The sequence below is a fragment of the Microcystis sp. M015S2 genome, from assembly GCF_020245945.1.
Lineage (GTDB): Bacteria > Cyanobacteriota > Cyanobacteriia > Cyanobacteriales > Microcystaceae > Microcystis.
Window position 1 is genome coordinate 1 of the sequence record NZ_JADBTX010000099.1, and the last position, 26942, is coordinate 26942.

The 26942-nt window shown below is 42.9% G+C and carries 23 protein-coding genes and 2 pseudogenes; 6 read left to right on the top strand and 19 right to left on the bottom strand.

Features of this window, described 5'->3' with window-relative positions:
* Positions 1–136 precede the first annotated feature (136 nt).
* The 8 genes and pseudogenes from IM473_RS17180 to trmD form a co-directional block, all read right to left on the bottom strand.
* A pseudogene (locus IM473_RS17180) lies at positions 137–2125 on the bottom strand (DUF7149 domain-containing protein); the annotation flags it as partial.
* 173 nt (positions 2126–2298) lie between these two features.
* Positions 2299–3042: a DUF1995 family protein gene (locus IM473_RS17185; protein ID WP_287657984.1), complete on the bottom strand. Its 744-nt coding sequence runs from the start codon at positions 3040–3042 to the stop codon at positions 2299–2301.
* Between the two features lie 345 nt (positions 3043–3387).
* Entirely contained in the window at positions 3388–3660 is a 273-nt protein-coding gene (locus IM473_RS17190) for a hypothetical protein (RefSeq protein ID WP_002804170.1), read from the bottom strand.
* 5 nt (positions 3661–3665) lie between these two features.
* The gene (locus IM473_RS17195) at positions 3666–4373 is read right to left on the bottom strand and encodes a hypothetical protein (RefSeq protein ID WP_287658039.1); all 708 of its coding nucleotides are present in this window, start codon (positions 4371–4373) and stop codon (positions 3666–3668) included.
* A gap of 122 nt (positions 4374–4495) precedes the next feature.
* Positions 4496–6241: a diflavin flavoprotein gene (locus IM473_RS17200; RefSeq protein WP_287657986.1), complete on the bottom strand. Its 1746-nt coding sequence runs from the start codon at positions 6239–6241 to the stop codon at positions 4496–4498.
* A gap of 51 nt (positions 6242–6292) precedes the next feature.
* Complete coding sequence (locus IM473_RS17205) at positions 6293–6793, bottom strand: phosphate-starvation-inducible PsiE family protein (RefSeq protein WP_287657987.1); 501 nt, start codon at positions 6791–6793, stop codon at positions 6293–6295.
* A 142-nt stretch (positions 6794–6935) separates the two neighbouring features.
* Positions 6936–8660, bottom strand: coding sequence for a diflavin flavoprotein (locus IM473_RS17210; RefSeq protein ID WP_287657988.1), 1725 nt, complete (start codon positions 8658–8660; stop codon positions 6936–6938).
* 530 nt (positions 8661–9190) lie between these two features.
* Entirely contained in the window at positions 9191–9886 is a 696-nt protein-coding gene (gene trmD, locus IM473_RS17215) for a tRNA (guanosine(37)-N1)-methyltransferase TrmD (RefSeq protein WP_287657989.1), read from the bottom strand.
* 373 nt (positions 9887–10259) lie between these two features.
* Between trmD and IM473_RS17220 the strand changes: the two genes are divergently transcribed.
* Positions 10260–11114: a cyanophycinase gene (locus tag IM473_RS17220; RefSeq protein WP_287658041.1), complete on the top strand. Its 855-nt coding sequence runs from the start codon at positions 10260–10262 to the stop codon at positions 11112–11114.
* A 107-nt stretch (positions 11115–11221) separates the two neighbouring features.
* Positions 11222–13855: a cyanophycin synthetase gene (gene cphA / locus IM473_RS17225; protein ID WP_287657990.1), complete on the top strand. Its 2634-nt coding sequence runs from the start codon at positions 11222–11224 to the stop codon at positions 13853–13855.
* Positions 13856–13960: 105 nt separating this feature from the next.
* Here the strand turns inward: cphA and IM473_RS17230 are convergent.
* A pseudogene (locus IM473_RS17230) lies at positions 13961–14113 on the bottom strand (ISNCY family transposase); the annotation flags it as partial.
* Positions 14114–14651: 538 nt separating this feature from the next.
* A complete protein-coding gene (locus IM473_RS17235) occupies positions 14652–15152 on the bottom strand; it encodes a helix-turn-helix domain-containing protein (protein WP_149107418.1) in 501 nt (166 codons plus the stop codon).
* 199 nt (positions 15153–15351) lie between these two features.
* On the opposite strand from IM473_RS17235, the gene IM473_RS17240 reads away from it, so the two are divergent.
* Positions 15352–15708, top strand: coding sequence for a hypothetical protein (locus IM473_RS17240; RefSeq protein WP_287690540.1), 357 nt, complete (start codon positions 15352–15354; stop codon positions 15706–15708).
* Positions 15709–15840: 132 nt separating this feature from the next.
* On the opposite strand, the gene IM473_RS17245 is transcribed toward IM473_RS17240, so the two are convergent.
* The 8 genes from IM473_RS17245 to IM473_RS17280 all read right to left on the bottom strand — a co-directional run bounded on the left by IM473_RS17245 (position 15841) and on the right by IM473_RS17280 (position 22631).
* Positions 15841–16161 (bottom strand): DUF5615 family PIN-like protein, encoded by a 321-nt coding sequence (locus tag IM473_RS17245; RefSeq protein ID WP_002781446.1) that lies wholly within the window; start codon positions 16159–16161, stop codon positions 15841–15843.
* 1 nt (position 16162) lies between these two features.
* Positions 16163–16381 (bottom strand): DUF433 domain-containing protein, encoded by a 219-nt coding sequence (locus tag IM473_RS17250; RefSeq protein ID WP_149107416.1) that lies wholly within the window; start codon positions 16379–16381, stop codon positions 16163–16165.
* A gap of 309 nt (positions 16382–16690) precedes the next feature.
* Positions 16691–18379, bottom strand: a complete 1689-nt coding sequence (locus tag IM473_RS17255; RefSeq protein WP_287657991.1) for a SulP family inorganic anion transporter — start codon at positions 18377–18379, stop codon at positions 16691–16693.
* A gap of 128 nt (positions 18380–18507) precedes the next feature.
* Positions 18508–19191 (bottom strand): Mo-dependent nitrogenase C-terminal domain-containing protein, encoded by a 684-nt coding sequence (locus IM473_RS17260; RefSeq protein WP_287657992.1) that lies wholly within the window; start codon positions 19189–19191, stop codon positions 18508–18510.
* A gap of 240 nt (positions 19192–19431) precedes the next feature.
* A complete protein-coding gene (locus IM473_RS17265) occupies positions 19432–20817 on the bottom strand; it encodes a UDP-glucose dehydrogenase family protein (RefSeq protein ID WP_287657993.1) in 1386 nt (461 codons plus the stop codon).
* Positions 20818–20862: 45 nt separating this feature from the next.
* Positions 20863–21789 carry a UDP-glucuronic acid decarboxylase family protein gene (locus IM473_RS17270; protein WP_002804188.1) on the bottom strand — a complete coding sequence of 309 codons (927 nt, stop codon included), beginning with the start codon at positions 21787–21789 and terminating at the stop codon, positions 20863–20865.
* A gap of 180 nt (positions 21790–21969) precedes the next feature.
* Complete coding sequence (locus tag IM473_RS17275) at positions 21970–22398, bottom strand: type II toxin-antitoxin system VapC family toxin (RefSeq protein WP_287657995.1); 429 nt, start codon at positions 22396–22398, stop codon at positions 21970–21972.
* Positions 22395–22631 (bottom strand): hypothetical protein, encoded by a 237-nt coding sequence (locus IM473_RS17280; protein ID WP_002746188.1) that lies wholly within the window; start codon positions 22629–22631, stop codon positions 22395–22397. Before IM473_RS17280 ends, IM473_RS17275 begins: the two co-directional genes overlap by 4 nt.
* Positions 22632–22967: 336 nt before the next feature.
* Here IM473_RS17280 and polA point away from each other — a divergent pair, with 336 nt between their 5' ends.
* The 3 genes from polA to IM473_RS17295 are packed head-to-tail and all read left to right on the top strand — an operon-like array spanning position 22968 to position 26373.
* Complete coding sequence (polA, locus tag IM473_RS17285) at positions 22968–25838, top strand: DNA polymerase I (protein WP_287657996.1); 2871 nt, start codon at positions 22968–22970, stop codon at positions 25836–25838.
* A gap of 4 nt (positions 25839–25842) precedes the next feature.
* Positions 25843–26088, top strand: a complete 246-nt coding sequence (locus tag IM473_RS17290; RefSeq protein WP_002746191.1) for an NDH complex assembly factor CRR9 — start codon at positions 25843–25845, stop codon at positions 26086–26088.
* 36 nt (positions 26089–26124) lie between these two features.
* The gene (locus tag IM473_RS17295; RefSeq protein WP_287657997.1) at positions 26125–26373 is read left to right on the top strand and encodes a heavy-metal-associated domain-containing protein; all 249 of its coding nucleotides are present in this window, start codon (positions 26125–26127) and stop codon (positions 26371–26373) included.
* A 124-nt stretch (positions 26374–26497) separates the two neighbouring features.
* Here the strand turns inward: IM473_RS17295 and IM473_RS17300 are convergent, their stop codons facing one another.
* On the bottom strand, positions 26498–26791 hold the full coding sequence (locus IM473_RS17300) for a nucleotidyltransferase family protein (protein WP_287657998.1): 294 nt from the start codon (positions 26789–26791) through the stop codon (positions 26498–26500).
* Between the last annotated feature and the right edge of the window lie 151 nt (positions 26792–26942).

Consider the following 26942-nt stretch of genomic DNA (forward strand, 5'->3'; position numbering starts at 1 on the left):
AAGCGATCGTTCAAGCCTTTAGTCAGATTACATTGCGAGACATCCATCACTGGTTTACCCATTGTTGCTATTGCGATACCCCTTTTAAAGAGCCTACCTAGTCATCCATGCTGTACCTCATTCAACTGAAACCCGCTATATCAATATTTGGCAAAGTTTCTAAATTGCCATCCTCGCGATAATAAGCATTTTTTAAAAGCTCAATCCATAAACGCAAGCGACAAATCGTCACGGAATTAGGGTTAATATCCACCCCAAATAAACACCCTTCAATAATCGTCTGTTTCTCATGAAATAAGGCTTGCTGTACCCGTTGCTTTTCTTTATTATTCGGATGATAAGCAAATAAAGTCCCCTCATCATCGTAAACCAATAACTTATCGTTTCGCACCTCTACCCGATAATCTTTTAGCGACTTACCCGAAGTATCTAATAAAACCCGTAACTCACTCTTAATCGCGATTATCTCATTCAAAGCTGAAACTAAAAAATGTCCTGAACCCACCGCCGGATCGCAAATCTTCAGGCTATTAATAATAGTATTCGCCTCTCTTTTATCCTCAATTCGTTCATACAAATCATCTAAAGTTTGACAATTCCAGCCTTTTACTTCATTAAACTTCTGCACGATCGCTCTTCGTATCGTTTCCCGACACATATACATGGTAATAAAACTCGGCGTATAAAAAGAACCATCCTTATAACCATTAATCTTTTCAAAAATTAACCCCAACACCGAAGCATTAATTAACTTTTCGCTATCTTCTTGAGGATTTTCTAACTCATCTCGATCGAATTTATAAGCATCCAAAAACTCAAACAAATAAGCCAACGTATTTAACTCACCTACTCGCTTATTACCCTGATTATCTTTTAGCACCGTACCTGCAAAAATGGGTAAAGTTCGCTCCCGCAAATTGCCAATAAAAATCGTTTGCTGTTCCGTCTCCGTTGGCTCAAATAACGAACTATTTAAATAAGGTACATGAGCAAAAGTCGTTTTAACCTTAGCCTCGCGCTTATTTGTCTCCCTAGCTAACACATCAAAAAACAAACTATCGAGATCATCATAACTGGGAACTTTCGCCAAATTGAGAAAAGCAAAATCTCGATCGCCTTGATGATATTTAATTAACTGCGCTTCCAATAGTTTGAGAAACAAAACCCGATTAATCCAATTAATTGATAACCGCAACGCCACATTAAAAAGCCGTTCCTCATCCGTAGTTCCAAACTCTTCAGTTAATTTTGAAGTCTTATCTAAACTATCCAACCGACTAATCGCATTTTCAATCAGCGAACCATCACAGCGATCGCCTTCTTTCATTTGTCCGATTAACTTCTTCCCTTTTTCCTTAATTTCCGTCAAACCGATAATATACAAAAGCTCATTATAAAAAGGCTTATTTAAAGTATTGCTATCATTAACAAAAGGTAACTTAAGTAAATGTTCTGGCGAAAGAATCTTGTAAATATCAAGCAAATCTAAATTTTCCAAATCTCGCAGATCAAAATGAGTAAACTTAATTTGCTCAATAACTTTAGTGATCGCTGGTTCGGCAATTTGTTGATAGAAAAAATCCGTTTTCGTACTACTCAGTCTCCCGGCTTCAAAATCGCAGAACTGGTTAACTAGAGCCTTATTAGCAAAAAATAACTCCTCAAAAATCTTCGCATCGAAAATAAACCACTCATAAATATTTGTCACGATCAAGTGTTTAATCTCAAGATTTTTATCCGTCACCCTTTCGCGGAGAAAATATAAAACTAACTGCTGAAAAGCCTTAGTATTGAGATGATCCAGTCTTGGCATTTCTGCATTTATTGTCCGAGTAGGTTTCTTAGTCTCAAAAATGACCCCCACTGGACTTTTAACATCCTGATTATTATGAATCACCAGATCAATGCGCTCTTTTGTATTGATAAAATAGCGATCGGTATAATAGGTATTTTTTAAAAAATCTATCAGCAAATTTTTATTAAACTCTTCGGACTTTTTGCTGTCACATTGCTCCAACAAGCGCGTTAAATTAGCTTGAAAAACCTGAATTGTTTCAGCCTCAGGCTTAATTTTCAAGTACACCCGATTTAAGGCTTGCTTGAGTTCTCGCTTATTGACGATCATAAAAGTTTACCTCTAGGGAAACTACCGATTAATTTTATTATAGCATTGCCAAATGATCGGTTAAAATAGAAGGATAAAAGTTGCAATCGAGGTCAATCTGTAGAAGCAAGGAATTTCTAACAGCAATGGGGAAATAATCCCCCGTCACAGCCTAGCTTGACGGGGGGAGTATGTCACTGTTGCAATGCTTTTAAAAAGCGTCCCATAGTGGCAAATAAACCGGACTTTTTGGCTTTGTTAGCAGGATTAGAACTATCATTAGGAGTATTACTAGAAGCTTTCAGAATCAGATTTTCTAAAGCTTCGCCCATGGGTTTAGTGGATTGTTCGGAAATTAACTCGTAACCGTCTTCTTTTTCCAGCCAAACTTGCCACATGGAAGGATAGGAACGATACACGATCGCTGATTCCAAGGGACGAAAATAATAACAACTTTCTAGGATACTTAAAAATCTTTCTCGCAATTGTCGGGCTGCGTAACCGATACCCACTACCGATACATCTTCCAATTGGGGAATCAGAAGAACCACGGGGCGATCTTCGGCCAAGTTACAGAGTTTTTCTACGGAATTAATCTCGACCGAGGAGGGACAAACAACTAAAAAAGCTTCATCTTCGGGCTTAATTTTGTTTTCGATGGGAATAAAACGACTACCTAAATCTCCCAGTTGAAAAACTGTTTCTCCCCAATCCCGTCGAGCTAACATGGCGGCCCCGGTATCGGGAAAAATTACCCTTAAACCAGAACCATAACTGTCAAAAATAGATGTAAAATCAAGGGCTAAAGCTTGTGCTTGTAGAGCAATTTCTGGGATAACTAATTCCACTTGTATGCGTCTAGCTCCCGATTCTAGAGCCAGTTGAGTGGCGGCTTTCGCTTGCAGGATCGTTTCTTCTAGGGAATTGGGTAGGGTCATTTCAGTTATCAGTTATCAGTTATCAGTGAGCAGTTATCAGTGACTACCTCTGGTCGTCGGTGGCTTAAAATCAGAAAGATTTTAATTTTTATAAAAGGTAGGGTTGATTCATGAATGAACCCTACGTCCTGTAGGGGCGAAGCATTCGGGCAATAACCTATCGGTGAAACCGTAGATTTTCTATCCGAATGCTTCGCCCGTACTTTTTGCCGCAAACCCTACTTAAGTTTAGATGAAGTATGACGATATCTGGCATCATCCCCAGCATTAAGATAAATCCTATAAAATACCTTTAGTTTTTAAGAAGAAAGTCGGTAATCAGCAGAAAAGGTGAGGAGAGAAAGCTTAGGAAAGTTGATAAGAGCCGTGACGTTGGGCATAATAATCGAGAATTGCTGTCACCAGAGCGCGATCGCTTTCCTGAAAAGTCTCGGTATAGTTAATTTCTAGACTACCGATCTGACTTTGATGATAATCGAATTGTTGGAACTGCTGGGGAGTGAGATGGGTTTCCACACCTTGAACCTGTTGTAAATGGCTGGCTAACTCTCGATAGATAGCCAAGGGCATTTGGGGATAAATAATGGTTTGTTTTTGTTGAATAGCAATCGATCGCACGGGTTTTATTCTCCTGATTCGGAAACATTATAGCTGATCGAGGCTTGCGGTGCGGCGGCGGGTTCAGGGACACCATCCCCTAAGCGACGGGTAATAGTTCGACCGCTTTGTTGTAGAACAATATAGGGGTTATCGGGATCGGTGTTGATCGCTTTAACTAAAATTAAACCATTAGAGAGGGTAGAACCGGGGATAACTCGACGTTCCGTGGCTTCTCCGGGGGCTTTCACGATCGCCATAGGGGTGGTAGGCAACCGGAGAATGCCCGATACTTGCACTTCTTCCGCTTCCGTCGGTTGCGGTGGTGGTGGCGGCGTTTTCACTATCGGTTGTCCGGGGGTGGGAGGATTGCCCATTGCTGCGGGTCCGGCTGTGGTAGCCCCCGGAGTCCCACCCGGGGGTTCTTCCGCCACTGTGATTGTAATATTTGGTTGTAGGTCTAAGGGGGCAAAGGGATCCCTGCGACCGCGATTAATTTCTGCCCGTTTTTGGTCGGGATCGGTGGCGGGAATCAATCCAGGTACTTTTGGCGTAGTTGGTTCGGTAGCCGGTTGCCCAGGATTGCTAAAGGCGGGTGGTTGGGCAGCCGGGGGACTGGGGGTGGGGGTTTCTTGGCTGGGTGGTGGGGATTGATTAGCTTGGTCAGAAGCTGGACATCCCACCAACAATAAAGCGACACTCCCCACCGATAGGACTAGCGGCAATTTTTTCATGGGGAAACTAAAGACAAAATGGCCCAGTCGGACAGCCTTAGATAATAACATAACCTATGTTTCCCAGAAATCTAGGCTGATGATAGGGGGAAAGTCAGGAATTTTGCGCCGCTAGTCCAGTTTTAGTACTGACTACCGGATTTACGATGACCGATGGCGGTGACACCGTTACTATCCAAAACTTGACCCCGCTCGACGGTGGCATAGACTAGCCAGCGATCGATGCAGAGTTGTCGCTCTTTGACCGTACACTCTAGATAGGCGAGACTTTCGCTTAAAATCAGACAGCCATTTTCCCCGACTTGGGTTTCTAATCCTGTAAAGACATCGCCGCCAGATTTGATGCGATTGGAAAAATGACGGCGTAAATTGCGCCCTTCCTTGAGAATATTCAAGATAAAGGCGGTTCCTGAGTTAATTAGGCGGTCGGCGGCTTGTTCGTCAGCAACGGCGATAATTAGCCCCGGGGGGTTAAAACTGGCTTGGGATACCCAAGAGGTCAAGAAACCAGCATGATCCTCCCCCTGACGAGTGGTGAGAACAGAAAGGGAACCGACGATCCGACCAACGGCCTGGGCAGTGCGATCGATTTGTGTTTCGGTCATTCCCTGTTGGGGAACCCGCAATTTTTTGGTTTTTTTCAAGGTCTGGGCGAAGGTTTCTCCGGCTAAATAACCTGCTTGTAAACAGCTTTCTGTGGGGCTAAAACGCACGCGCAAGGATTCAAAACCGAGGCGATAATTGGCATCTTTGAGTTTAGTTTCAATTAAATCTACAGCTTCTCCACTCCAACCGTAGGAACCAAAAACCCCGGCTAATTTAGTTTTTGCTGCCGTGGAAAGAACGATTCCTAAAGCGGTTTGGATCTGGGTAGGAGCGTGACCAGCTAAGGTGGGAGAACCGATAATAAATCCGTCACAATTTTCGATCGCTTGACTAATTTCGGCAGGAGTGGCAAACTCACAATTTATTGATTCTACGGCCAGATCATTTTCTAATAATCCTCGTTCGATCGAGCGGGCGAGGGTGGCAGTATTTCCGTAGGCAGAAGCATATAATAAAGCCACTTGTAGGGGTCGAGTTTTTTGTTCTTGACACCAATAGCGATAATCGTGGGCAAGACGACTAAGACTATAACGAATTATCGGACCGTGGGCGGGTGCATAATATTGGGCGGGAAATTCTTTAATTTTGTCGAGGGCTGTTTCTACCGCTTTGGATTGCACAGCATGGAGACAATCAAAATAATAACGACGATCTGCGTCTAATTCTTTCCAATTTTTATCCCAAATATCGTCACTGCACAGATGCACACTAAAGAATTTATCGCTGTATAAAATTTGAGTTTTTTTGTCAAAAGTGCAGATAGCATCAGGCCAGCGGGGGGTAGGGACATTAATAAAACTGAGTTGATGACCTTGCCCTAAATCAAGGCTTTCATCGGTTCGTATGCCCAAAATTTGGGCATCGGGAAAGGCATTTTTCAGGGTATTGACGGCAGATTTAGAACAGAGGATGGTGATTTGATGGGTTTCGGCTAATAATGCCTTTAAAGTGACGATACGATTGGGATTAACGTGACTGAGAATCAGATAATCGAGACGATGTAAGGAGATATATTGACGAATTTCTTCTAAATAAATTTCGGTGAAGGATTCTCCAGGAGGATCGATTAAGGCGGTTTTATCGCCACAGATAAGATAGGAATTAGCGGTGGTTCCCCGTTGACGAGCATATTCTATTTCAAATTTTAATCTGTCCCAAGTACGCGAGCGAAAAACCCACGTTTGATCAGCAATTTCTGCGGTTTGAACATCGCGGGAGCGATTATTAATAGCAGGATTGGGAATTAAGGTAGTATTGGTCATAGTTGTTAATTTGGTTGTTAGTTGTACTGATAACTGATAACTGATAACTGATTAAATTTTGCTGTTTATTTCAGTTAATTCTTTAACTAAATGTTGACGATAACGTTCAGAAACTTTTTGTTCAGGATCGATACCTTCAAAGGTGGGAGGAAGCCAAACTCTTAACACCATTAATGTCCCGAGAACTATTAGAAAAGCACAGGCGGCTAATACTTGTGTCCAATGAGTTTCTAGGACTCCTCTGACAATTAATTCTCGCAAAACCGAGACGATAGAAACTTCCACGGCAACACCGATAGAAACTCGTTTTTCTTGCAAATAAATAATCAACAATCGGAACAATTCTACTAGAATTAAGAGGAATAAAATATCGGCGGTAATAATCCGAAATTGAATCGGTGGCAGCAGCGACATAAACATTTCTCTGACTTCTAACACCATGAAGCTAAATAAACCGATACAGAGAGAAATGACGATTAAATCTTGAATCATTTCTAAGACTTGCACTACTCGTACCATCATTGGGGAAGGGTTTTTAATTGGTTCGTACATTTTATTTCTCCTAAGATTGATAGAATTGGATGTTAGGGAATTATGAATTATGAATTATCAATTATGAATTGGGGAGCTTTTTTCAGTTATCAGTGAGCAGTCAACAGTAATCAGTGAACTGATAACTGATAACTGATAACTGTTAATAATGATTGCCAACTTTGCGATGATGGACAGCAGTTAAGACATCTAAACGAGCAACTCGTCCGCTATTAACAGTACAATAAACTACCCAATGATCACCGCAATCTAAACGACTGGTGACTTCACATTCTATGTAAGCTAAGGCATCGGCTAAAATTGGTGATCCATTATTGGCAGTATAGGTTTTAATTCCTTCAAAACGATTAGCACCGGGAGAGAAACGCTTGAGGAAATGTTTCATTAATTTCTGATAATTATCCTCAGCTAAAACATTTAAAACAAAGGTATCGCTAGGCTGTAAAAAGGATACCATTGCCCGATCTTTGGCCACTGCAATCGCCACACCTAAAGGATTTAAACTTGCTTGTGTCACCCAAGAGGCAATCATGGCACTGGATAAATCGGCTTTTTGGGAAGTAATTAGATACAATCCGGTACTAATACGGCCTAAAGCCTTTTCTAAGTCGTTGTTAATCGACTTAATTTGTTTAATCGTTTTTTCTCGGCTTAACCATTTACCGAGGTCGGTTCCTGCTTCATCGGCAATAAAATCGAGGGATTGATTGGTATTATCTTTAACTAAAAGAGGAGGAAAAGCTTCGATCGCCCCGATTTCCTGTAATTTATTTCTTAAGGGAAAAATTGGTTCATCTTCCCCACCTCCTGACTCAAATAATCCTACCGCTTGTTTGCCATTAATTGAAGCAATAATCGTGCTTAAAATCGTCTGGTTAATCGGGGAAGATTGGGGAGGCATTCCGATGATAACTCCCTTAGATTGATTGATCAATTCTCTGACTTCGTGGGGATCAGCATTATTCATATCGACTAATTCTGTCACCACATCATTTTTATTCAAACCCTGACTAATCATAGTAGCTAAATGTTCGCTTTGTCCGTAATCTTGGGTAAAGAATATAGCCACTAAAGTATCGGCAGAAGTTTGTTCTTGACTCCACGCTTGATAGCGTCCCACCCAATCAGAAATATGGTGTTTTAATAGCGGACCGTGACCAGTGGCAATGAGATTAATCTCGAATTTCTCGATTCTTTTAATTGCCCCTAAAACTGAACGAGCATTCGGTCGCATCAGACAGTCATAATAGGTTTGAAAATCGGCTTCTAGCAGGTCTTTTTCTTGATCGTAGGTTTGATCATCGCAAAAGTGCATTCCGAAGGCATCACAGGTAAAAAGGGTGGCAGTTTTAGCATCAAAAGTGAAGATAGTATCAGGCCAATGAAGATTAGGGGCCGCAACAAATTCTAAGACATGACCATTACCTAAATCTAAAGTATCACCACTTTTAACGATTAACTGTTTAAAGGGTTTGTGTATCATGTTTTCGAGGAATTGCATGGCAACCTTTGCCCCAACCACGGTAACTTCTGGGACTAATTCCAAAACTTCTTTGACTAAACCACTGTGGTCGGGTTCGGTGTGACTGATAATTAAATAATCAAGATGATTGATGTTGATTAGTTTAGTTAATTCATCCAGATAAAGGCGATCGAATTTGCGGTGAGATGTATCAATTAGGGCGGTTTTTTCCCCTTGAATAACAAAAGAGTTATAAGTCGTACCGTTTTCTAAACCAAACTCGATATCAAAGCGATCGCGGTCCCAATCCAAACAGCGCAAGGTAAAAGTATTTTCGGCGATTTCTTGGATTTGTGTGGTTAAACGGCTGGTTTTAGCGGGTTTTGGGGTGATTAAAGCAACCATAATTTCTATCTCCCACAGGATTTGATTCGGAACTGCATTTGCTTAATTCCTATGGTGACTTGCTTTCAGCGATTTGTAAAATACCAATTACTCAAGTAAATGATTAGTTGAAGTTATATAACCTTTTGTCTATGGTTGCGGAGATTAAACCCCGACCAGCTAGAGAACTGGAATTTTTTGGCAAGAGCAGATAGACTAAATCTAGAGACTGGGAACGAAAAAGAGACCTAAAATGCCGCAAGTGGATTGGAAACCTTGCCATCAAAGCCTGGAAACCTGAAGAGAAGAGGCACTAACAGCGGGGCATCCACGAACAAGAGAAAGATTAATGGCCTTGCAGGAAATCTCTGAGAGCCATTATTGCGATTAGAAGAAAAGCTCACTGATTACTTGCCATTTTACAGAATATCAATCTGTTTCCTATACGATCCGTCGTTCCTTTACCGGTGATTTTGATTTTTAAGTACCCTCTCCCCACTTCCCACTTCCCAATTCATCATTCATCATTCCCACGCGAGCATTTTTGGGGATTAATCCCCTTCCTCTAGCCATTTTTGCCAGAGATCTGGACGACGTTCCTGAGTGCGATCGAGTTGTTGTTGATAGCGCCAATCAGCGATATCCTGATGATTACCCGAGCGCAAAACCGGCGGCACTTGCCAACCGCGAAAGACCGGCGGCCGGGTATATTGGGGATAATCCAATAAACCTGCCTCAAAACTCTCCAATTTCAACGATTCCGCCTTACCTACTGTACCGGGTAACAACCGCGTCACCCCGTTAATAATCGCTAAAGCAGGAATTTCCCCACAAGTTAGGACAAAATCCCCTAAAGATACCTCTCTAGTCACCAAATGCTCACAAACCCGCTCATCTACTCCTTCATAATGCCCGCAGATGAGAATTAACTGCTGATAACTACCGGCCCAAGTTTTCAGTAAAGCTTGATTGAGAGGTTCCCCCTGGGGAGTCATCAGCACGATCTCCCGGGGTGGTAAAATTTCTAAAGACTCGATCGCCTCAAAAATTGGCTCTGGTTTTAATAACATTCCCACACCACCACCGTAGGGTTCATCATCGACGCGACGGTGTTTATCGTGGGCAAAATCCCGGAGATTGACCAAATTTACCCTAGCGATGTCGCGTTCGAGAGCTTTTGCCAACAACCCCGACTGCAGCGGTGAAGTAAAAAAATCGGGAAAGAGAGTGATAATGTCAAACTGCACGGGGAAAATTAAGGTCTAGACTGGGATAGTGTTTAATGTATCATTTTGTCACGGTTCGATCGGTTAAAATCTTGCTAATTTTGCGCTAGTCTATCTCGATAACATGATAGACTATGCTGTACTGTCTAGGGGTTTTGCTGGCTCTAGCTTGAGTGATCGAAGTCTAGCCTAGACTTAAAGTTAACTAACAGTCCGTCATTGCCAGTGGATCGAAGAAAATTGCTAAAATCGCCTCTACTATTGCTTGATGTCCCGAAAAATATTCCTAAACCGCATTTTTTTCCGTCAACCGTTCAGGGAAAATAACATCAAGATACCTGTACATCTTCCCGAAAAACCTTCCATCCCTAAAAATGTCTATTCGTTCAGTGACATGATCATCGAGCTAGAAACCCAACACCACCAAAATCCTACCCCCGTATCTCTCAAAACGGCGATTTTAGTCATTGGAGGTGCCGAGGATAAAGTCCACGGTAAAGAGATACTGCACACCTTTTGGAATCGCGCTGGGGGTAGCGAAGCAGTGATCGCTATTGTTCCCTCCGCTTCCAGAGAACCGGTTTTAATCGGCGATCGCTATCAGAAGATTTTTGAGGAAATGGGGGCAAAATACGTCAAAGTTATCGATATTCGCGATCGCGTGCAGGGAGAAGACCCCCAATTCCAGGCCTACATCGAAGAGTGTACAGGTGTATTTATGACCGGAGGCGACCAGCTGCGTTTATGCGGTTTGCTCTCCGATACTCCCCTGATGGAAAGAATCAGACAAAGAGTGCAACAGGGAGAACTAACCCTGGCCGGAACTAGCGCCGGGGCCGCCGTTATGGGTCATCACATGATTGCTGGGGGCAGCAGTGGGGAAGCACCTAATCGGGCCCTAGTGGATATGGCCATGGGATTAGGTCTCATTCCTGAAGTTATTGTCGATCAACACTTCCACAATCGCAACCGCATGGCTCGGTTAATGAGCGCTATCTCCGGTTATCCCGAACGTTTAGGAATTGGCATCGATGAGGATACCTGCGCTATGTTTGAACGGGATGGCACGATGACGGTAATCGGCTGCGGTACAGTAACGGTAATTGATGCCAGGGAAATGTCCCACACCAACCACCATCACGTCACCGCCAACGAACCCCTGAGTCTGCATAATCTGCGGGTACATATTCTTTCCTACGGTGATGGCTATCATCTCAAAAAACAGCAAGTGATCGCTAAATTGGGGTAAAAAAACTCCTGAAAAACTGTTCATAGTGAACAGTTTACCGATCTCGGAAAACCAGACAATAAACAACGGCTTCTTTGTGCTTCTCAACAGCAAACATCAGCTATATCATGAAAATTCTCAGAACCCAAACCCTGCGCGGTCCCAACTACTGGAGTATTCGTCGCGACAAGCTCATTGTTATGCGTCTAGATCTCGAAGATCTCGCAGAGAAGCCATCGAATGAAATCCCTGGCTTTTACGAGGGATTAATCGATGTTCTCCCCAGTTTAGTCGAACATTACTGCTCCCCCGGTTATCGCGGCGGTTTCTTTGAACGAGTCCGCACTGGCACTTATATGGGCCACATCATCGAACATATCGCCCTAGAATTGCAGGAATTGGCGGGAACTCCCGTCGGGTTTGGTCGCACTAGAGCCACCTCCACCCCCGGAGTCTATAACGTGGTATTTGAGTACGTTGACGAGCAAGCGGGACGTTATGCGGGTCGGGCTGCCGTGCGTTTGTGTCAATCGATTGTCGATACGGGAACCTATCCTCAGCAAGAATTGTCCCAAGATTTAGCCGATTTACGCGATTTATGCAATAATGCCGCCCTCGGTCCGAGTACAGAAACCATCGTCAAAGAAGCACAAGCTAGAAATATCCCCTGGTTACTCCTGAGCGCTCGTGCCATGGTGCAATTGGGCTATGGCGTTCACCAAAAGCGCATTCAAGCCACTTTAAGCAGTTTTTCGGGGATTTTAGCCGTTGAGTTGGCCTGTGACAAGGAAGGCACAAAAACTATCCTCAAGGATGGTGGCATTCCCGTCCCCCGGGGTACGGTGATTCAATACTTGGATGAGTTGTCAGCGGCAATCGAGGAAGTGGGAGGGTTTCCCATCGTGATTAAACCCCTCGATGGCAACCACGGCCGGGGCATCAGCATCGATGTTAAAACTCAACAGGAAGCAGAGGAAGCTTATGATCTAGCCAGTGCCGCCTCGAAAACCCGCAGCGTGATCGTAGAAAGGTATTATAAAGGCAGTGATCACCGAATTTTAGTCATAAATGGTAAAGTCGCCGCCGTGGCCGAACGGATTCCCGCTCACGTCGTCGGTGATGGGCGCTCAACTGTAGAAGAATTAATCGAAATTACTAATCAAGATCCCAACCGGGGTGACGGTCATGCCAACGTTTTAACTAAAATAACTATTGACAAAACCGCCCTTAATGTGCTAGAGAAACAGGGCTATGAATTAACCAGCATTTTAGCCCACGGAGAGATCGCCTATCTGCGGGCCACGGCTAATTTAAGCACCGGCGGCATCGCTGTGGATCGTACCGACGAAATTCACCCCGAAAACGTCTGGATCGCCCAAAGAGTGGCAAAATTAATCGGTTTAGACATTGCCGGGATCGATGTGGTGACAGAGGATATCCGCAAACCCCTGAAAGAAGTGGACGGGGTAATCGTAGAAGTCAACGCCGCTCCCGGTTTTCGGATGCACGTCGCCCCCAGTCGCGGTTTACCCCGCAATATCGCCGCCCCAGTTATCGATATGTTATTCCCCCCCGGGACTCCCAGTCGCGTGCCAATTCTGGCAATTACGGGAACTAACGGCAAAACCACCACTAGCCGCTTAATTTCTCATATTTGCCGACAAACGGGGAAAGTAGTCGGATTTACCACGACGGACGGCGTGTATATCGATGATTATCTGGTAGAAAAGGGCGATAACACCGGTCCCTACAGTGCCAGTATGATTTTGAAGGATCCCACGGTGGAGATTGCCGTATTAGAAACGGCCCGGGGTGGTATCCTGCGATCGGGTTTAGCTTTTAATCAGTGCGATGTGGGGGTGGTGTTGAATGTGGCCGCCGACCATTTGGGTATCGGTGATATCGACACCATCGAACAAATGGCAAAAGTAAAAAGCGTTGTGGCCGAGGTGGTTAGCTCCGAGGGTTACGCGGTTTTAAATGCCGATGACCCCTTGACCGCTAGTATGGCCGAAAAAGTCAAGGGAAGAGTCGCTTATTTTTCCATGAGTCCCGATAACCCGATTATTCACGACCATATCCGTCGCGGTGGCATGGCCGCCATCTATGAGAATGGCTATCTGTCGATTCTAGAGGGAGAATGGACGCTGAGAATCGAGGAAGCGGTCAATATTCCCGTGACTATGCAGGGAATGGCTCCTTTTATGATTGCTAACGCCTTGGCCGCCTGTTTGGCCACTTTTGTGCATGGTATCGATATCGAGTTAATTCGCCAAGGGGTGCGGACTTTTAAACCTTCCGTGGCCCAGACCCCCGGTAGGATGAACCTGTTTGACTTGGGACACCATCACGCTTTAATCGATTATGCTCATAATCCCGCCGGATACGAAGCCGTCGGCGGTTTTGTCGGCAATTGGTCCGGGGAAAAAGTCGGCGTGGTCGGCGGACCTGGCGATCGACGGGATGATGATTTAATTTTATTAGGGAAATTATCAGCCCAAATGTTCGATCGGATTATTGTTAAGGAAGATAACGATACTCGCGGTCGCCGCCGGGGGGAAGTGGCCGATTTAATTCTCCGGGGAATTAGCGAAGAAAATGCCAGTTTGCGACCGGAAGTTATTCTCGATGAAACGGAAGCTTTAGAGAAGGCTTTAAGCACGGTTTCTGAGGGTGGTTTAGTGGTAATTTTCCCGGAAAGTGTCACCCAGGCGATCGATTTGATCGAGAAACATCGACCCCTGACCGATAATCAGGGTTAGAAGTTGGGAAAAAGGTGGTGATTCGGTAGTAGTGATGGAGGCTTAATCCTTTGCTTTGCTGTGCATTGTAGTCATGGATAAAATGCCAAACAGCTTTCAATAGGATTAGTTTGACCAGTTTCTTTCCCGACTGGTCGATGACGTTTACTCGGAATTACTGTCTTATATGACTCCCAAAAGTCTGTGTAAGCAACAGCAAATTGTCGGTAAACACCAGATAAACTAACCCCAAAGTTTTTTGGCTGATTGACGATTCCTAGATTGTCGGCTCTCTCAGGTTTGGTGGGTAAAATGTATTCTAAGATACATTCTTCCCAGCGAGGGGGTGGAACGAACCACAAAGACACAAAGGACACAAAGATCGATCAATCATATAGTGAGTTAAACTTATCACACAGAACCTAAAAGAGCCGATTGTCGCCGTCTAACGCTCCCTAAATTCTGCCAAATGCAGATAGGAAAAACTCAGGCGATGACTTTAACTTCAACGTTCAATTTCTCTAGCAGTGGCGGGACTTAATTCGCTCATTTTTTTTGATACTAAGCAAGACAATTTAAGGAATTCTTTAACTATAGCGTTTCTCACACCTGTGTGGCACATTTAAACCTTTGCTGATTGAACTTTTCAACATCGATAATGTACCTCTTGCGAACAGGAAACGCTATATAGCAGTTCTAGGTGTTGGGGGTGGGGGTGGGGGTTTTGGGGTATTAGTTGAAATTTCTCCATTTCCCTATCCTTGTCAATTGTGTATCAAAGCAGCTTGACATCCATATCTTGATGAAGTTATCAAAGTTACTCTGGTTTGAGACTATCTAAAATTAATTGTATATCTAAATCAAGAGCTTGAGCAATTTGTTCGATCGTTAATCCTAATCCTATTAGTTTGGGAACAGTTTCTAGTTTTGCTTTAATAACATTGTTTTCAGTTTTATAAATATTATAATTTTCCATTTCTCGATTATTAGAAGGGTTATGACAAAAAGTAACCTGATCAATTTTTACAGATTTATTACCCAAATTATTAATACTATTGCTGACAATTAACCTTTCAATTGCTGATCGAACAGTTGATTTATTTAATTCTTCCCCTAACACTTCCGAAAGAATGCGCCAAAGTTCATAGGCTTTATCTCTGGCATGACCTTCAGAACAATTATATTTTTCTGCTATTTTTGCATATTTCTGACCATCAAAAACGTTCTTTAAAATCCCTAATTGCAATGTATCGAGATGCTTTCCCGTGTGGTCAAAAACCAGATTATCAATAAGTGAGAAGACTTCTTGGGTATCCATGGGAGTAATGTTAAGATTTGGGGACATAATACCGTCATTATCCGTTATTTTCCGATATTTGTAAACATAGTTAACAAAACCTCCGACAATATCCGTTTTTTTCCGTCTTGAAAATGTTTAAACTTATTAGTTAGGATTCTGCTTATTATGGTTGTTTTTGCAGTAACTACTCACTATGATATCGATTAAAATCCTCTGTATGTTCATTGGTGTGGGATTAATTAATTCTGCTCCCATACAAGCAAACAATATGAGTAAAGATATTTTAATTAGCCAATCTCGTCGTCAGTATCAGTGTAAAACAGGACCTATGTTTATTAATGAAAGACAAAGAGTTGAACCAAGTATATCTGGTGCTTCAGTTAATAGCAGTTATTGTTATATTCCTGTGTCAGCCGGAAAATGTATAGCGATGGCTCCTTTTTTCAATTTTGGTGGTGGGAGTGGTCCATCGGGAATGAGCAAATGTAATCCTAATAGTATTACTGTCACAGATGACGCAACTGGTATCAAATATTATCGATTTAATGGAGGAGATAGCTTTGTTCTTCAATAATTGATATTTTATCATCTCATCGAGTGCGAACGCCAATTTTGTAAGCTGCATTAACGCAGTGTAATGCAGCATTGCCTTAATATCTTAGTCCAGATTCTCGAAAAATGGCTTAAATTCATTTTAAATAGGTTGTTATAAACTTACTACTGTTGCTGTTCCTTTTGTTACTGTTGCCAAAACTTCTAAAACTTTAGGAACCAAAGGCTTTAAATCAGCCAAACGATTTGATTGTGATTGTAAAATAATAATAGCTAGATTAAACTGCGGTAAATTTTGCTCAAACGGCAAATTCTTATCCACTGTAATAAAAATATCAAATTCTTGTGAAGCTAAACCTAACAGTTGACCATTCTTGATCCCAGTCCATCCCATTTGCGGAACAGTTTTGATATTATAACCTGTAAACTCCCTCATTAATCTTCGGTCAATACATTCATCTAAAAGAAGCCTCATTTCACGCTACCCTATCAATAAGCTCTTTTTCAAATTCTTCAAGTAAGCTAATAACTCGTTCTCTTGTTACCGTTGGAAAACCCTCTAAAAAATCATCAATTGATTCTCCTGCTTTAAGATAATCAAAAAGTGTTTGTATCGGAACTCTAGTACCTGAAAAAACAGGAACACCACTCATAGTTTCAGGAGATACATTGATAAGAGGCGAATATTTAGCCATTTTGATTACCTTCTTAGCTTCTACAGAGTAGATTAACCCAGAGCAATACGTCTTGTCTTCATATTCTAGCCTAGATTCTTGAAAAATGGGTTAAACTGATGCTAAATAGGTTAGGGAAGTGACTTTCAGTTAATAATACTAAAATGAACAATAATCTAAAATTAAGCCGACAATGACTAAATGCAACCGACGGAAGCCCAACTTAGACAACTCTATCACCTAATTTCAATAAAGTCCGAAAACTATGCACGGGTAGGTTCTTTATGGGAGGGGAGGTCGGCGACGACCTTCTCGACCCCTAACTATCAGTTAACGATTTTTAAAAGCTTCGATCGCCGCCGGCAAAGTATAGTAAATCCTCTCCTCGCTGATTTTATCTAACAAGCGGGAACGTTGCAATTCTAAGTACAGATCGTGTTTAACCCTAGCGAGAGCGAAAACTATACCCTGTCTTGATAATTCTGCTGCTAATTCCTCAAGAATCTCCACGGCTGTACTATCCAATTCCCCAAGGGCCTCCGTATTCAAGACAAACCATTCTACCGGTTTTGTCTCCCGGGCAATAGCACTGAGGGCGCGACGTTTAAAGTCGGCCGCATTAGCAAAAAATAAGGGGGCATCATAACGATAGATAACCAACCCCGGTATTGTTTGCGCTTCCGGCCAATCCTGGAGTGCGTGTAAACCCATCACCCCCGGGACTGTACCCAAGACGGCATCATCGGGCCGGGTAATGCGGGCCAATAAATCGATAACCGAGAGACCGATGGCGATGGCAACCCCGCTTAAAATCCCCGTGGTTAGCACCCCCACCATGGTCAGGACAGCGAGATTAAACTCACTATTGCGAAAGCTTTTTAGTCGTTTAGCGCCGGCGATATCCAGCAGTTTACAGGCTGCATAAATCACCAGCGCACCCAAGGCAGCCTTGGGAAAGAGTGCCAGTACTGGACCGAGCAGGAAAATGACCGCCACCACCACCACTGCCACCACCAGGGAGTAAAGTTGACTTTTACTGCCCACGGAATCGCCCACTGCGGTGCGACTGGCGCTGCTGCTGATGGGAAATCCCTGACAAAAACCCGCCGCCAGATTCCCCAGTCCTAGAGCTAAAAATTCTTGATTGGCATCGATTTCTTGGTTATGGTGTCTGGCGAAGGCTCTGGCGGTCAAGACGTTATCGGAATAGCCGACCAGGGCAATGCCGACGGCCGCGGTTACTAGGGGTAGTAATTGGGAAAAATCTAGGGTTGGTAAGCCAAAATTAGGCAAAGTTTTGCTAATTTTCCCCACTACTGCCACCCCCTCTTGATCGAGATGGAGGGTGGCGACGGCGAGGGTTCCCAGTAAAACCGCCAGCAAGGGACCCGGTGCTTTGGGAAAATATTTTTGGATGACAAATAGAAATAGTAGCAGCAATAGAGCGAGGCTAAGGGTTGGCCAGTGCCATTGGTTTATTCCCCGAAAAAAAGCTAAAATTTCTTTAAAAACCGTATTTTCACTGATTGACAAACCACTAATTTTACCCAGTTGTCCCGCAATCATGATTACCGCCACTCCCGCCATATAACCGATTAGGATCGGTTTGGAGAGTAAATTAGCCAGAAATCCCAAGCGGGCGATATAACCAACTAAACAGATTAAACCGACCATTAGGGCTAAAAAAGCCGCTAAACTGCCGTAATTTTCTCCTTGAAGGCTCACCATAGGTGCGATCGCTGCAGCCGTCATCACTGCCGTGGTCGATTCTGGTCCGAGGGATAGTTGCGATGAGGAGCCGAAAAGGGCGTAAACTAGGGCGGCCGGCACGAGAGTCCACAATCCCACCACGGGATCGACCCCGGCCAGGTCGCCGTAAGCCATACACTGGGGAATAGCGTAGGCCGCCACGGTGACACCAGCGAGTATATCTCGGCCCAGCCACTGCCATTGATAGGAGCGCAGGTTTTTTAGCCCGGGTAAATCAGGAAAATCGACTCGTCGGGAGTTTTTACTCATATTTCTCTGTTAACGGCGATTTAACCTAATTTTAACGAAAGATTTAGCTAGGAAAAGCCTTTAGGCTGAGATATTTTCTGTCAGCAGGATATTTATACCATTTTAACCGCAATTTTGAGTTAAATTGGCTAAATATACTCGGAAATATCCTCTTGACAATCATCGGCTAAGTATGATAGGGCGCGGAAACGTAAACCGACTAACTGCTCGTAGAGAGGATTTAACTTGCACAGGGGCGGAATATGGACTAATTTATGGCCAAAAAGCACGATATCGCGTTCAAAAGGACATTGAGGCGGCACCATTTTGCAGATAAACCGGGCCAGACGCGGATCGTGCATTTCTACCCCATCTAACCAATCTTTGAGGGGATGCAGCAGATCTGGGTGGGGATGTTCGGCACTGATAAACTCGGATTTATTCGCTTCCGTGGTAATTTCGGGAATTTCACAGATAGTATGTTCTAAAGCTGACAGGGCCTCGATTTCTAACCCGAAAGCATCCCGATAACTACGCAGTAATTGCGCTTCTGCGGGGGAATAAATGCCATCGGCGATCGCCACCATCACCGCCGTGCGGAGGAAGTTTTCTGATATTCTGGGGTCATGACCGAAACTTGCGGCCAATTCTTCGGGACTAATCGATTGATAGAGAACGTGGTCGTCATCTAATTCTAATTCGTGAGCGAAACGGGCGATCGATTCCTGTTCGCTGGCGCTATAATCCCCATCAGACCAGGCAATTGTCAGTAATCCCCGTAACCAGTCCCTAACTTGTTCGTTAGTGTAGCGATATTGAACAGAGCTAACCATAGGTATTGCTAAAACTGATTTCTAGTTTCTCAATTCAATTCTACCCATCACCCCCGGATTCTAGTAGCCCCCGTTCATATCATGTAACCATTGCAACTATCCTTAGGGTCAGCTAGGAATTTTTTGGTTTTCAGTCGGCATAATCGGGCAATTTTCGCCTCCAGGAACAGGGGTAAGGGTTGGTGCTTTTTGCTCCTTCCCCAACCGCGTCAGTCCTGCTGAAAAGGCGGATTCCTGGGATTAACGGCCAATCCCCAGGTAACGGAAACCGGCTGCTGTCACCACCGCAGGATCGAGGAAATTGCGACCATCAATTAACACGGGTTCGCGCATGGTTTTAACCATTTTGCCGTAGTCGAGACGGAGGAATTCTTGCCATTCCGTCACCACCACCAAAGCGTCACAACCATCGGCCAATCTTTCCGGATCCGATTCGATAATCACACCGCTTAAACCGTGACTTAAACCACTTTGAGAAACGATCGGATCATAGGCTTTTACCTTAGCACCTAAACGATTTAACTGTTCGATCATGGTTAAAGCCGGAGCATCGCGCATATCATCGGTATCGGGTTTAAAAGTTAATCCCAACAAACCGACGGTTTTACCCTTGAGGATTTTTAATTCCTGTTGCAGTTTTTCGATCGCAATTGTCCGTTGACGTTTGTTAACATTGATAGCGGCGTTAAGTAATTCCGTTTCGTAACCGTAGTCTTCTGCGGTATGTACCAAAGCCGACACATCTTTGGGGAAACAGGAACCCCCCCAACCGATCCCGGCCGAGAGAAACTTGCTGCCGATACGGGAATCTAAACCGATACCTTTAGCCACTTGGGTGACATCGGCCCCGACGCGATCACAGATGTTAGCTACTTCGTTAATAAAGCTAATTTTGGTGGCTAGGAAGGCATTAGCAGCGTATTTAATCATTTCCGCCGAACTGAGATCCGTAACCACTACGGGAACGGGAGGCAAGGAGGGATGTTCAGAGAATTGACGTTCAACCAAAGGCGCGTACAATTCCTTCATCATTTCGATGGCTTTCGGGTTATTACTGCCTAAAACAATACGATCAGGGTTAAAAGTATCATAAACTGCCGAACCTTCGCGTAAAAATTCGGGATTGCTGACCACATCGAATTCCGCTTCGATGCGTTCTATTGTACTAATACCGCCACCAGCGGCCACGAGATTTTTTTGTCTCTCGGCCACGCCATCGAGGACGATCATCCGTACCCAATCCCCAGAACCGATGGGAACGGTAGATTTATTGACGATTACTTTATAACCACCGTTGAGATGGGCCCCAATACCCCGGGCCACTGCTTCCACATAACGGGTGTCACTTTCCCCCGTGGGTAGTGCTGGTGTACCAACAGCGATAAAGAGGATTTCGCCGTGTTTAACTCCCGCTTCTAGGTCCGTGGAGAATTCCAGATTGCCGGAGGCTGCCGAAGACTGCATTAATTCCGATAACCCCGGTTCATAGATGGGAGATTGTCCCGATTTCATTAATTTGACTTTTTCTTCATTGTTATCAATACAGATAACATGATGGCCGATATGTGCTAGGCACACTCCGGTGACTAAACCCACATAACCGGTTCCGATAACACAAACACGCATGATAATTACTCCAGTGACAATTAAGTTAAATTCATTGATTAGGGATTAGCTGAGACGAGAACGGAAATCCTCAATCGTCATTTTTAAACCCTGACTTAGAGGAATGGTTGGACTCCAATCCAGATAGGTTTTAGCACGAGTGATATCCGGTTGTCGTTGCTTGGGATCATCTTCCGGCAGTGGTTTATAGACCAATTCGGCCTCGGGATTAATCATGCCTTGGATCACTTGCGCTAATTCCAGAATTGTGTATTCGTCGGGATTGCCTAAATTAACCGGCCCGATAAAATCCCCATTCATCAAACGCATTAACCCTTCCACCAGGTCAGAAACATAGCAGAAACTGCGGGTTTGGGAACCTTGACCATAAACCGTCAGGGGTTCACCGCGCAAAGCTTGCACCACGAAATTACTCACCACTCGACCATCGTTTTCCAGCATTCGCGGGCCGTAGGTGTTGAAAATCCGGGCCACCCGGATATCGACCTTATGCTCCCGATAATACTCAAAAGCTAGGGTTTCCGCCACCCTTTTACCTTCGTCATAACAGGAACGGGGCCCAATGCAGTTGACATTGCCTCGATATTCTTCTGTTTGCGGATGCACATCGGGATCGCCGTAGACTTCCGAGGTAGAAGCGAGCAAAAATCGCGCTTTTACCCTTTTAGCTAACCCCAGCATATACATGGTCCCTAAAACATTGGTTTTAATCGTTTTGACGGGGTTATATTGATAGTGGATCGGGGAAGCAGGACAGGCCAGGTGATAAATCTGATCGACTTCTAAACGGATCGGCTCGGTGATATCGTGACGAATTAGCTCAAAATAAGGATTTCCTAGCCATTTAACGATATTTCGGCGGGTCCCCGTGTAGAAGTTATCCAGACAGATCACTTCATGACCCTGTTCCATCAAGCGATCGATTAGATGGGAACCAATAAAACCAGCACCGCCTGTAACTAGGATTCTCATGTAATCGCAAAGTAAACATATAAAATTATTCTTAAAATACCCTTACGCTGGTTTTTTGGCAAATATTTTTTTGAGGCGGTGATAACTGATCAGCGATCGCCGATGCCAAGCTAATGGCTGAATAATGGCTCGGTAATCCTTAAAAAATATAACAATTTTCGTAGTCATCCCTACAGAGTTCTATATCGTCCAATCTTGTAGGCGTAAATTAGGGATTTGAGAGAAATCACGATAATTGCGTGTTACTAAAATACTGTTTTCTGATAAACTAATCGCTGCAATTCTTAAATCTTGTGTTCCTATACGAATTTTTTGCTCCCGTAATTCTCTGAAATGATAATGAGCTTCTAAAGTATAGTTCAAAATTTTAAATTTGCTCAGATAATTAACTATATCTCTCAAACCTTGATAGCCTTTGATTAACTTTTCATATTGATTGCTTTGAGAGTATTTTCTGATCACGCTGAACCATCCTCTTACTTGTTCTTCTAAAGTAATAATCGTTATAGCAATATCATCAGGATCGATAGACGCTACTCTCCGAACTAAGTTCGGATGTAGTTTTTGCAGTAGGGTTATATGATCGGTATCTAATATATATTGAGTCACGGTGTTTCAACTTGTTGACTGTCTTCTTGGTCAACTTTTTGACGATAGGTTTCTATACTCTCTATGACTTCATCTAAGAGGGGATTATAGGTTAGTGTAACTGGTATATTGAGCAGTGGATGCTCTTGTTGTTGTTTTTTCTGCGCTAATTTTTCAAATAATTGGTTTTGTTCTTCTAAAGAAAGTTGATCGATAGATTCTATAATCTGGCTAAGAGAAAGATGAGGAGTCATAAATTACAAGCCTTTTTGACTAGATATTGATGCTAGTGTAGCATAATTCCCTTCGCTAACAGCTTTAAAACAGAGCCTACAGTAATCGGCATTTTTCTGATAGTTCCCTAGTGGTACAAACAGGATGCCTGTAAATGCTATTGATGCAATTGGTAGCACAGGCATCGGCCGCCTGTAAAGAGATAGAAAGATTTAAGTTTAGAACAATGCCAGCCTATGTTATACTCTAAACAGAAAACCCCCCCTTGTCAAATTTGGGCAAATTCGGGCAAAATAGGGAATGTAAATTTTATATACTATTTAGTATTATTTTGATAGGATTAAAGAGGCTAGATTATGACCAGTGCCGAGCAAAATAAGCTATTTATCCTGATCGATGGGCATTCTTTGGCTTTTCGTGCCTATTATGCCTTTGCTAAGTCTCGTTCTGGTCCTCTGCGTACTTCTAGCGGCATTCCCACCAGTGTTTGTTTTGGGTTTTTAAATTCTCTGCTGCAGTTACTAGAAACTCAAAAACCCACTTATTTAGCAGTTGCTTTTGATTTAGCAGCTCCTTCTTTTCGCCATGAAGCTGATGTTAATTATAAGGCTAATCGGCAAGAAACTCCCGAAGAATTTCGCCCCGATTTAACTAATCTGCAAAGTCTCTTGACAGTGATGAATATTCCTATTGTGACTTCCCCGGGTTACGAAGCAGATGATGTTTTAGGAACTTTGGCAAAACAAGCCGGTGATCATGGTTATACTGTTAAGATTTTAACAGGCGATCGAGATTTATTCCAATTGGTAGATGAGGAGAAAAAAACCACGGTTCTCTATCTGGATATTAATGCGGTCAAAAGTACATCGGGACAGGGTTATACAGAATTTAATTCCCAAGCTGTCACGGAAAAGTTAGGGGTGACACCAAAACAGGTAGTAGATTTTAAAGCTCTTTGCGGTGATAAGTCTGATAATATCCCCGGTGTGCGCGGAATTGGCGAAAAAACAGCGATAGATTTATTAAAAAAATACGATAACTTAGACGATATATATACCAATCTGGAATCGATCAAGGGAATGGTAAAAACTAAATTATTAGAGGGTAAAACTGCCGCCGAAAGTTCTCGCTATTTAGCCAAAATTGCCCTTGATGCCCCCGTTAGCCTCGAAGAGGAGAAATTTCGTCTCCGAGGTTTTGATCGGCGTTTAGTTAAACCTTTATTGGCAAGATTAGAGTTAAAGAAAATTCTCCAGAAACTCGATCAAATTCAACAGCATCTAGGTGGCACTCCTACCCTAGAATTAACTAGCGATGCTGATTCTAATCAATTGTCTCTGTTTGATTTACCCCCTATTTCTCCACCGGTTCTAATTGCTCCCGACATTATTGATACTATTCCTAAGTTAGATGCTTTACTGGCAAAATTAACAACTTTCACTAATCGGCAATGTCCCGTCGCTTGGGACACCGAAACCACAGATTTAAATCCTCGTGTAGCCAAATTGGTCGGCATCGGTTGCTGTTGGGGAAAAGAATTAAATTCTATGGCCTATATTCCCATCGGCCACCAGAGCGGTGATAATTTAAATCTAGAGATAGTTCTCGAAAAATTACGCCCAATTTTAGCCAGTGATGATTATCCGAAAGTCTTCCAGAATGCGAAATTTGATATTGATGTTTTTTATCATCAAGGAATTACCGTTAAAGGTCTAGTTTTTGATACTATGGTGGCTAGTTATGTCCTCCATCCCGAACTAACTCATAATCTCGAAGATTTATGCGATCGCTATTTAACTGGTATCACTTCCCTTAGTTATAAAAGTCTCGGTATTCCTACGGGAAAAACTATCGCTGATTTAGATATTGCCACTACTGCTAACTACTGCGGATTAGATGCCTATGCTACCTATTTACTTCGAGAAAAATTACAGGCAGAATTAACTAAAATTCCCTCTTTATATCAATTATTCTCTGAAATAGAATCTCCCTTAGTGATGGTGCTGTGGCGAATGGAAAATTATGGGATAAAAATTAATGTCAATTATCTAAAAAACTTTTCCCGGCAGCTAGAAAGAGACTTGGCAGACATAGAAAAAAAAGCTTATGAATCCATCGGAGAAACCTTTAATCTTAGCTCTCCTAAACAGTTAAGTGAAATCCTTTTTGATCGATTAGCACTCAACCGCAAAAAATCCAGAAAAACTAAAACAGGTTACTCCACCGATCAAAGTGTTTTAGAGAAACTACAAGGAGATCATCCCTTAGTTGATTATATCCTTGAACATCGCACCTTATCCAAATTAAAATCCACCTATGTGGATGCTTTACCGAAATTAGCCGAACCAAAAACCGCAAGAGTACATACAGATTTTAATCAAACCATTACCAGCACCGGACGCTTATCATCCTCCAATCCTAACCTACAAAATATCCCCATTCGCAGTGAATTTTCTAGGCGAATTCGTCAAGCTTTTATTCCCGAAGATGGTTACTTATTAGTATCAGCGGACTACTCACAAATCGAGTTAAGAATTCTCGCTCATCTCAGTCAAGAACCAGTTTTATTAGAAGCGTATCGTAGTAATCAAGATGTTCATAAAGTCACCGCTCAATTGCTCTTTGATAAAGGGGAAATTACCCCCGAAGAACGCAGTTTAGGAAAAACAATTAACTTCGGAGTTATTTATGGCATGGGAGCGCAAAAATTCGCCCGTGAATCGAAATTAACCGTAGAACAGGGCAGAAAATTTATTGAAAAATATCATCAACGTTATGCCCAAGTATTTGAGTATTTAGAGAATAGCAAAAAACAAGCAATTGCTCAGGGATATGTGGAAACAATTTTGGGCAGAAGACGTTATTTTAACTTCGATAATCCCCTCTTAAAAAGACTGCGGGGACTGTCCTTACATGACATCGATTTAGATAGCCTCAAACTCAACAACGAGGAAGCACAATTATTAAGATCGGCCGCTAATGCGCCCATTCAGGGTTCCAGTGCTGATATTATTAAAGTAGCGATGGTAAAATTGGCCGAGGTACTGCAAAATTATCGAGCGAGATTACTGCTGCAAGTCCATGATGAATTAGTCTTGGAAGTACCGAGGGAAGAATGGCCATCCCTAGAGTCAAAAATCAAGACTACTATGGAAGAAGCTGTCTCCTTGACGCTCCCTCTCTTGGTAGAAATTAAAGCCGGTGACAATTGGATGGAAACCAAATAAAACTATGATCGAAAACAGACAATTTTTAACCCCAGAAGAATCCGCAGATGTGGACGCTGCCCTCTTAACTTCTCCCGAAAAATTCCTGACTCGTTTAACGATTTCTTCCCTACGCTTACTAAAAATAATCGCCGAAGATACGGGAGTAACCCTAGAAGAACTAACCCATAAACAGGTCATTCAATGGCTAGAAAAAGATAGTCAACTGCGTCGGGAACAGGGGATCGAAGCGGCAGTGCTGAAATGGTAAATAAACTCTTAAAAAATCAGCTACCCCTGACAATTTATGCTAGTTTTTAGCTATGAAGTTACTGGAGTTACAACAATGACAATTACCCTAAAAGTGCCTAGTATTGCCTGTGAAGGTTGCGCTAATACCATTACTAAAGCGATTAATAATCAGCAACCGGCAGCCCAAATATCGGTGGATGTAGCCAATAAAATCGTCACGGTAGAAACCACCGCATCCCCCGCAGAAATTGCCCAATGGATCAGCGAAGTCGGCCATACTGTTGAGTCTGGGAGTGAGGGTTGACATCCTCCCCCGTTAAAAATAGACCTCTGGTAAAAATCAAAAATTGTCGTGATTATTGTTGAATGTCATCTCGAATACTGCTCGACTGAAACCTTCTACAAAGCTAAGTGCTTTATTTGCTGTGTCAATCATGAACATAACACACCTCTGCTGTTGCTAAAACACGCTCACGAATATGATGATTAAGAGATTTGATGGTAACGAGATCAATAGTACGTCCATCAAATAATTGAGATAATTCTTCTTGAATTTGATGAAGTTTGAAAAAACTAGGGGTAAAACCAAGTTCAAACTCAACGAGCATATCAATATCACTATCTGCGGTAAAATCATCTCGTAAAACTGAACCAAATAAGGAAAGTTTATGAATATGCCAATGTTGGCAAAGTTGTGAGAGTTTTTCTTGAGGAATTTTCATATTTTTGTGTTGATCAGATTAGGTTTACTCCCAAGCTTTCTAGTTGTTGGTTTATCCAAGCGGTGGCCGTTTCTTCATCGGTTTCTATCGCTTTTTCTACTCCTATTTTAGCAATTTCTAACAGTTGTTTGGATTTTTGCTTTTAAAGCAC